We start from the raw sequence: 1,108 nt of genomic DNA, 5'->3' as shown, positions 1-1,108 counted from the left end.
TTTTTGGTTTGACTTGTTGCCCGCAAACCTTCTCTTCACGTCTGCTATTTAGTTTTCAAAGACCAGCTTTTTACCCCCGCTCGGTGCGGGCGGAAGATAACTCTATCGAATCGCCATCAGCCTGTCAAGGCCTTTTTCTTTTCTTTTTTCCAGCCGTCCCGCCGTCTACTCCTCCGCGCCCAAGGGCGCGCCTTTCGACAACAGGCGCCGGTTATAACGGACTCGACCGGCCCTGTCAAGACCTTTCGGTCCAACAACGGGCCAGGAAAACGAAGGCCTCTTCGAATTTCGAAGAGGCCTCGTCGAATAAATTTCGGCGGCGACCTACTTTCCCACACAGCTACCCGTGCAGTATCATCGGCGCGGCAGGGCTTAACTTCTGTGTTCGGGATGGGAACAGGTGTGACCCCTGCGCTATAGCCACCGAAAACCGTAAACTGGTTTTCAATTGCTTAAGACTTCTACGATACGCATCGAGCTTTTGGCACCTTGCGCAATATGAAGGTCGGGGCGAGGCGAACCTCGCCCCTTCCTTACGAAAAACTTTTTATGGTCAAGCCTCACGGTCAATTAGTACCGGTTAGCTGAACACGTTACCGTGCTTACACACCCGGCCTATCAACGTCGTCGTCTACGACGGACCTTCAGGGGATTGCTCCCGGGGAGATCTTGTCTTGAGGGGGGCTTCCCGCTTAGATGCTTTCAGCGGTTATCCTTGCCGAACATAGCTACCCTGCGAATGCCACTGGCGTGACAACAGGAACACTAGTGGTTCGTCCATCCCGGTCCTCTCGTACTAAGGACAGATCCTCTCAAATCTCCTACGCCCACGGCAGATAGGGACCAAACTGTCTCACGACGTTTTAAACCCAGCTCGCGTACCGCTTTAATTGGCGAACAGCCAAACCCTTGGGACCGACTACAGCCCCAGGATGCGATGAGCCGACATCGAGGTGCCAAACCTCCCCGTCGATGTGAACTCTTGGGGGAGATAAGCCTGTTATCCCCGGAGTACCTTTTATCCGTTGAGCGACGGCCCTTCCATACAGAACCGCCGGATCACTAAGACCTGCTTTCGCACCTGCTCGACGTGTCTGTCTTGCAGTCA

At 54.2% G+C, this 1,108-nt stretch carries 2 rRNA genes (1 of these 2 running past the window's edge); both read right to left on the bottom strand.

The features are described 5' to 3' along the window. Positions 1-311 precede the first annotated feature (311 nt). Positions 312-428: ribosomal RNA gene (rrf, locus tag JQN68_RS03930) — 5S ribosomal RNA — on the bottom strand. 121 nt (positions 429-549) lie between these two features. Continuing rightward, positions 550-1,108 (bottom strand): 23S ribosomal RNA (locus JQN68_RS03925) (it continues 2,398 nt past the right edge of the window).

Source organism: Desulfuromonas sp. CSMB_57, from assembly GCF_020194955.2.
In the GTDB taxonomy this organism is placed as follows: Bacteria; Desulfobacterota; Desulfuromonadia; order Desulfuromonadales; family Syntrophotaleaceae; genus JAFCIY02.
The sequence above is the reverse complement of the archived record's forward strand: the minus strand, read 5'-3'. Positions and strand labels throughout refer to the sequence as shown.